Source organism: Kineococcus haloalkalitolerans, from assembly GCF_050871905.1.
Taxonomy (GTDB): Bacteria; Actinomycetota; Actinomycetes; order Actinomycetales; family Kineococcaceae; genus Kineococcus.
The window spans coordinates 1-6,341 of record NZ_JBJLSH010000086.1; the positions used below are offsets into that span (position 1 = coordinate 1).

Sequence of the window (6,341 nt, forward strand, 5' to 3'; positions counted from 1 at the left end):
CCCCCCCCCCCCCCCCCCCCCCCCCCCCCCCCCCCCCCCCCCCCCCCCCCCCCCCCCCCCCCCCCCCCCCCCCCCCCCCCCCCCCCCCCCCCCCCCGCCAGGCTAGGGGCCGCGGGCCCGCCGCGCCCGCCCGCGCGGAGGACGCGCCGAGCGCCCGCCCGGTGCGTGCCGGGCACGTGTTGCGGGCGTGTCGCCGACGCGTCACCGGCGTGTTGCGGGTGGGGCGCGGGCGCGGGTCCCGCTGCGGCGCAAGCGGGCGCACCGGCGCGCATCCCCCGCGCGCCGGCCCGCGCCGGGTTAGTGTCGAACGCATCCACCGGCCCGGGTGACACCGGGCGGAAGAGGGGAGATGCGCCATGACGGAGCCTCAGCGCCGCTTCGGCGGCAGCGCGGACCGCGACGCCCGCCACCTCGCCCAGCTGGAGGAGCAGCTCGGCGCGACCCGCTCGCGCCTGGCCCAGGTCAGCGCCCAGAACGACCGGCTGGCCGCCACGCTGCGCGAGGCGCGCGACCAGATCGTCGCCCTCAAGGGGGAGGTGGACCGCCTCGGGCAGCCGCCCGCGCAGTTCGCCACCTTCCTCGAGATGATCGACGAGCGCACCGCCGACGTGGTGAGCGCCGGCCGGCGCGTGCGGGTCGCGGTGAGCCCGGCGGTGGAGACGGCGGACCTGCGCCCGGGCCAGGACGTCATGGTCAACGAGGCGATGAACGTCGTGGCCGCCTGCGAGTACGAGCGGGTGGGGGAGCTGGCCACCGTCAAGGAGGTCCTCGGCGACGGGCGCGCCCTCGTCCTGGCCCGCGCCGACGAGGAGCGCGTGGTGCGCCTGGCCGGGCCGCTGCTGGACGGCCCGCTGCGCGTGGGCGACTCCCTGACCGTGGACACCCGCTCCGGGTTCGCCTTCGAGCGCATCCCCAAGGCCGAGGTCGAGGAGCTCGTCCTCGAGGAGGTCCCCGACATCCGCTACGAGGACATCGGCGGCCTGGGCACCCAGATCGAGGCCATCCGCGACGCGGTCGAGCTGCCGTTCCTGCACGCGGAGCTGTTCCGCGAGCACGGCCTGCGCCCGCCCAAGGGCATCCTGCTGTACGGCCCGCCCGGCTGCGGCAAGACGCTCATCGCCAAGGCGGTGGCCAACTCCCTGGCCAAGAAGGCCGCCGAGCTGCGCGGGGAGACGCAGGCCAAGAGCTACTTCCTGAACATCAAGGGCCCGGAGCTGCTCAACAAGTACGTCGGCGAGACCGAGCGGCACATCCGCCTCATCTTCGCCCGCGCCCGCGAGAAGGCCGGTCAGGGCACCCCCGTCGTCGTCTTCTTCGACGAGATGGAGTCGCTGTTCCGCACCCGCGGCTCCGGGGTCTCCTCCGACGTGGAGACCACGATCGTGCCGCAGCTGCTGTCGGAGCTGGACGGCGTGGAGCGCCTGGAGAACGTCATCGTCATCGGCGCCTCCAACCGCGAGGACATGATCGACCCGGCGATCCTGCGCCCCGGCCGCCTCGACGTGAAGATCAAGATCGAGCGCCCCGACGCCGAGAGCGCCGGGGAGATCTTCGCCAAGTACCTGACGGCCGACCTGCCCCTGCACGCCGACGACGTGACCGCCAACGGCGGCAGCGCGCAGGCCGCCGTCGACGCGATGATCCGCGCCACGGTGGAGCGCATGTACACCGAGAGCGAGGAGAACGAGTTCCTCGAGGTCACCTACGCCGGCGGCGACAAGGAGGTCCTGTACTACAAGGACTTCAACTCCGGCGCGATGATCCAGAACATCGTCGACCGCGCGAAGAAGACGGCCATCAAGGACCTGCTGACCTCCGGCCAGCGCGGTCTGCGGGTGGAGCACCTGATGAGCGCGTGCGTGGACGAGTTCAAGGAGAACGAGGACCTGCCCAACACCACCAACCCCGACGACTGGGCCCGCATCTCCGGCAAGAAGGGCGAGCGGATCGTCTTCATCCGCACCCTGACGCAGGGCAAGAAGGGCACCGAGGCGGGCCGCTCCATCGACACCGTCGCCAACACCGGCCAGTACCTGTGAGGCAGTACCTGTGAGGCAGTACCCGTGAGGCGCGACCCGTGAGGCGCGCGGCCGGCTGAGCGCCGCTCAGCCGGCCGCGTCGTCCCGGCCGTCGTCGCGCCACCACCCCGGCCAGGCGGCCAGCAGCGCGCGCGAGTCCGGCACGAACGGCCACGCGGGGTCGGCCAGCAGGTCCCGCAGCCGCGCCGGCTCCTCCCACCAGGCACCGGCCACCTCCTCCGGCTGCAGCACCAGCGCGTCCTCGGCGCCCGCCGGTACCCGCGCGGTGAACACGTGCGCCAGGAAGCAGGTGCGCTCGTCGCGGTACCAGCGGCGCAGCACCGGCCGCAGCGGCACCCCCCGCACTCCCAGCTCCTCGGCCAGCTCGCGCTCGGCGGCCAGCGCCGGGTCCTCCCCGGCGCCCACCACCCCGCCGGCCAGGCAGTCGTGGCGGCCGGGGTAGACGTCCTTGACCGTCGTGCGCCGGTGCACCAGCACCCGCCCGCGCGCGTCGCGCAGCAGCACCCCCGTCGCCGCGTGCGGCAGGTTCCGCGCCCGCACCAGCGCCCGCGGCGCGCTGCCCACCACCCGCCCCGCCGCGTCGTGCGGGTCGTACAGGGCGACCTGCTCCGCGCCCGGCGCGGGACGCCCGGACGGGACCGGCGGGGGCTCGGGCGCGCTCACCCGCCCACCCTGCCGCGCCCGGGGGACCGTCCGCGACGGGGCTCCCCGTGCCCGGTGGTACCGGTGGGACGTGTGGTGCCGGTGGTGCCCACGGGGTCCACCGGAGGTCGCACGCGGTCGGCGCCCGGTCGCGACCGACGACCGACGGACGACGTCGGAGCCAGCGCCTAGGGTGACGCGTGTGCCCACCCCCCGCCCGTCGCGGTCCCCTGCGACGTCCTCGCGCGCCCGCGCGGCGCTGACCGCGGCCGCCGCCGCCCTGGCGCTCGCCCTGAGCGCCTGCAGCTCCGAGGACGAGCCCGTCGTGCGCACCGCCGCGGTCGAGCGCGGCGACGTGCAGGAGACCGTGCAGACCTCCGGGACCGTGCAGCCGCGCACCTCGGCCACGGTCAGCGCGCCCGCGTCGGGTACCGTGACCACCCTGGCCGTCGCCGACGGCCAGCAGGTCGCCGCCGGCGACGTGCTGCTCGTGCTGGACTCCCCGCAGGCGCGCGACGCGCTGGCGCAGGCCGAGGCCGCCGACCGCCAGGCCGCCGCCGCCACGCCCTCCGGCGGCGGGTCCGGGCGCGGCGACGTGGCCGGCGCCCAGCGCCGCGCCCGCGCCCAGGCCGAGGCCGCCTTCGAGCGCGCCCGCGCCCAGGCCGAGGCCCTGCCCGACCCCGCCGCCCGCGACGCCGCGCTGGCCGCCGTGGACGCCTCCCGCGCCCAGTACGACCTGCAGGCCGCCCAGACCCAGGCCCTCGTGGACCAGGTGCAGGCGGGCCTGGGCAGCGTCGACGAGGCGCTGGGCGCCCTCGGCCAGGCCCAGCGGGTGCAGACCCGCGCGGCCGTGGCGGCGGCCCGCGCCACCGTGGACGCCCTCACCGTGCGCGCCCCCGTGGCCGGGCGGGTGTCCCTGGCGGCTGCCGGCTCCAGCGGCGGCGGGGCCGGGCTGCCCGCCGGCGCCGAGCAGCTGCTGCAGCAGCAGGGCCTGTCCCTGCCCGGCGGCGCCCTGGGCGGCGGGGACGCCGGCGGCGGCAGCGGTCCCGTGATCGCCGAGGGCGCCGCCGTCTCCGCGGGCGCGCCGCTGCTGTCCGTCGTGGACGCCTCGGTCCTGTCCTGGACCGCCGACGTCGACGAGACCGACGTCCTGCAGGTGCAGCCGGGCCTGCGCGCGCGCATCAGCGTCGACGCCGTCCAGGACGCCGAGTACGCCGGCACCGTCACCAGCGTCGACCCCACCGCGACCACGGGCTCCGGCGGCGGCGTCACCTACACCGTGCGCCTCAGCTACGACGGCGGCACCCGCGCCGACGGCTCCCCGGCCCCCGAGCCGCTGCCCGGCATGTCCGCCGTCGTCTCCCTCGTCGTGGCCGACGCCCCCGGCGTGGTGCGGGTGCCCTCCTCGGCGCTGGTGCGCGCCGGCGACGGCGGCGGCGACGCCGTCCTCGTCGTGGAGGACGGGCGCGCGCGGCTGCGGGAGGTCACCGTCGGCGCCCGCGGCGAGCGCGACGTGGAGGTCGCCTCGGGCCTGCGCGCGGGCGAGCGCGTCGTGGTGGAGGGCGTGGAGTCCGTCACCGACGGCGAGCAGGTGCCGTGAGCGGGCCGGGCGCGGCGGGGACGGGCGTGCCGGCCATCGAGGCCGTCGACGTCACGCGCAGCTACAGCGCGGGCGACACCGCCGTGCACGCCCTGCGCGGGGTCAGCTTCACCGTCGCCGCGGGCGAGTACGCCGCCATCGTCGGCCCCAGCGGCTCGGGCAAGTCCACCCTCATGCACCTGCTCGGCTGCTTGGACCGGCCCACCACCGGCGTCCTGCGGGTGGGCGGGCGCGACGTGCTGGAGCTGTCCGACACCGAGCTGGCGCAGCTGCGCAACCGCGAGATCGGGTTCGTCTTCCAGGCCTTCCAGCTGCTGCCGCGCTCCAGCGCCCTGGACAACGTCGCCCTGCCGCTGCTGTACCGCGGGGTGCGGGCGGGCGAGCGCCGCGAGCGCGCCGAGGCCTCGCTGCGCGCCGTGGGGCTGGGGCACCGCCTGACCCACCGGCCCACCCAGATGTCCGGCGGGGAGCAGCAGCGCGTCGCCATCGCCCGCGCCCTGGTCGGCGAGCCGCGGATCCTGCTGGCCGACGAGCCCACCGGCAACCTCGACAGCCGCAACGGCGCGGAGGTCATGCGCATCCTCGAGGAGCTCAACGGCGCGCGCGGCGTGGCCGTCGTGCTGGTCACCCACGACGACGAGGTCGCCGGCCGCGCCCACCGCCAGGTGCGGGTGCGCGACGGCCTCGTGGAGCTGGACACCGCCCGCCCCCAGGCGTCGGCACCCGCAGCGGCGCCCGCACCCGCTCCGGCGCGGCGCGCGGAGGGGGCCGCGTGAAGGGCTGGGAGGCCTTCCGGGTCGCCGTGGACGCCCTGCGCGGCAACCGGCTGCGCAGCCTGCTGACGATGCTGGGCGTCATCATCGGCATCGCCGCCGTCGTCGTGGTCGTCTCCATCGGCTCCGGCGCCCGCCAGCAGATCGAGTCGCAGGTCGAGGGCCTGGGCTCCAACCTCATCCTCGTCGTGCCGGGCCAGTTCGACACCGCCAACCCCACCCAGGGCGCCCCGGCCGTCTCCACCCTGCAGTTCTCCGACGGGCGGCTGCTCGCCGACGTCGTCGGCGACGAGTCGCTGGTCACCGCCCGCGTCACCTCCGGGGCCGTCGTGCGCGCCGGCGGCGTCGAGACGTTCGTCACCGTGCAGGGCTCGGACCAGAACCTGCCGGAGGTGTTCACCCGCCCCGTCGCGCAGGGCTCCTTCTTCACCGCCACCGACGTCGACACCCGCCGGCGGGTGGCCGTCCTGGGCTCGGGCACCGCGCAGACCCTCTTCGGGGCCGCCGACCCCGTCGGGCGGCAGGTCACGGTCGCGGGCACCCGCTTCCGCGTCGTGGGGGTGCTCGCCGAGCAGGGCGAGAGCTTCGGCGTCAGCCAGGACAACGAGGTCCACGTGCCCGTCACGGCCGCCCAGCGGCTGTTCGGCGTCGACCGGGTGGACGCCTTCGCCGTCAAGAGCCCCACCTCCGCGCAGGTGCCCGAGCTGGCCGGGCAGCTGTGGCGGGCGCTGAAGGACGCCTACCCCGACCAGGAGTTCAGCGCCGTCACCCAGACGCAGATCCTCGGCGTCATCGGCGACATCCTCGGCCTGCTGACCCTCGTGCTGGCCTCCATCGCCGGCATCTCCCTGCTCGTGGGCGGGGTGGGCGTGTCCAACATCATGCTCGTCTCGGTGCGCGAGCGGACCCGCGAGATCGGCCTGCGCAAGGCGCTGGGCGCGCGCCAGCGCGACGTGCTCGTGCAGTTCCTCGTCGAGGCCGTGCTGCTGACCAGCGTCGGCGGCGTCATCGGCATCGCCGTGGGGGTGGGCGGCTCGCTGCTCATCGGGCAGCTGTCGCCGCTGCCGGCGGTCGTGGAGTGGTGGAGCCCCGTCGTGGCGTTCGTCGTCTCGGCGGCGGTGGGCATCTTCTTCGGCGTCGTGCCCGCCCGCCGCGCCGGCAGGCTGGACCCCGTGGTGGCGCTGCGCACCGACTGAGCGCGGGCCCGCCGGCCGCCACCGCCCGCGGGCGGTGGCGGCCGGCGGGCCCGCGCTCAGTCGGTGCGCAGCGCCACCACGGGGTCCAGCC

Annotated in this window: 5 protein-coding genes; 4 read left to right on the forward strand and 1 reads right to left on the reverse strand. The window is 76.7% G+C overall.

The window, feature by feature from the left end; genetic code table 11:
- Positions 1-356: 356 nt before the first annotated feature.
- Positions 357-2,039, forward strand: a complete 1,683-nt coding sequence (gene arc, locus ACRYMY_RS19340; RefSeq protein WP_432548843.1) for a proteasome ATPase — start codon at positions 357-359, stop codon at positions 2,037-2,039.
- A gap of 66 nt (positions 2,040-2,105) precedes the next feature.
- Here the strand turns inward: arc and ACRYMY_RS19345 are convergent, their stop codons facing one another.
- On the reverse strand, positions 2,106-2,702 hold the full coding sequence (locus tag ACRYMY_RS19345; RefSeq protein WP_432548844.1) for an NUDIX hydrolase: 597 nt from the start codon (positions 2,700-2,702) through the stop codon (positions 2,106-2,108).
- Positions 2,703-2,883: 181 nt separating this feature from the next.
- On the opposite strand from ACRYMY_RS19345, the gene ACRYMY_RS19350 reads away from it, so the two are divergent.
- From ACRYMY_RS19350 to ACRYMY_RS19360, 3 genes are read left to right on the forward strand one after another with little or no spacing between them, the layout of a single operon-like run.
- A complete protein-coding gene (locus tag ACRYMY_RS19350) occupies positions 2,884-4,281 on the forward strand; it encodes an efflux RND transporter periplasmic adaptor subunit (RefSeq protein ID WP_432548845.1) in 1,398 nt (465 codons plus the stop codon).
- Positions 4,278-5,057, forward strand: a complete 780-nt coding sequence (locus ACRYMY_RS19355) for an ABC transporter ATP-binding protein (RefSeq protein ID WP_432548846.1) — start codon at positions 4,278-4,280, stop codon at positions 5,055-5,057. Before ACRYMY_RS19350 ends, ACRYMY_RS19355 begins: the two co-directional genes overlap by 4 nt.
- Positions 5,054-6,250, forward strand: coding sequence for an ABC transporter permease (locus tag ACRYMY_RS19360; RefSeq protein WP_432548847.1), 1,197 nt, complete (start codon positions 5,054-5,056; stop codon positions 6,248-6,250). The genes ACRYMY_RS19355 and ACRYMY_RS19360 overlap by 4 nt, the downstream gene beginning before the upstream one ends.
- Positions 6,251-6,341: the final 91 nt, after the last annotated feature.

Bases quoted from the DNA above. Each gene is read 5' to 3' on its own strand.
- arc (WP_432548843.1), top strand. From the start codon at position 357: ATGACGGAGCCTCAGCGCCGCTTCGGCGGCAGCGCGGACCGCGACGCC.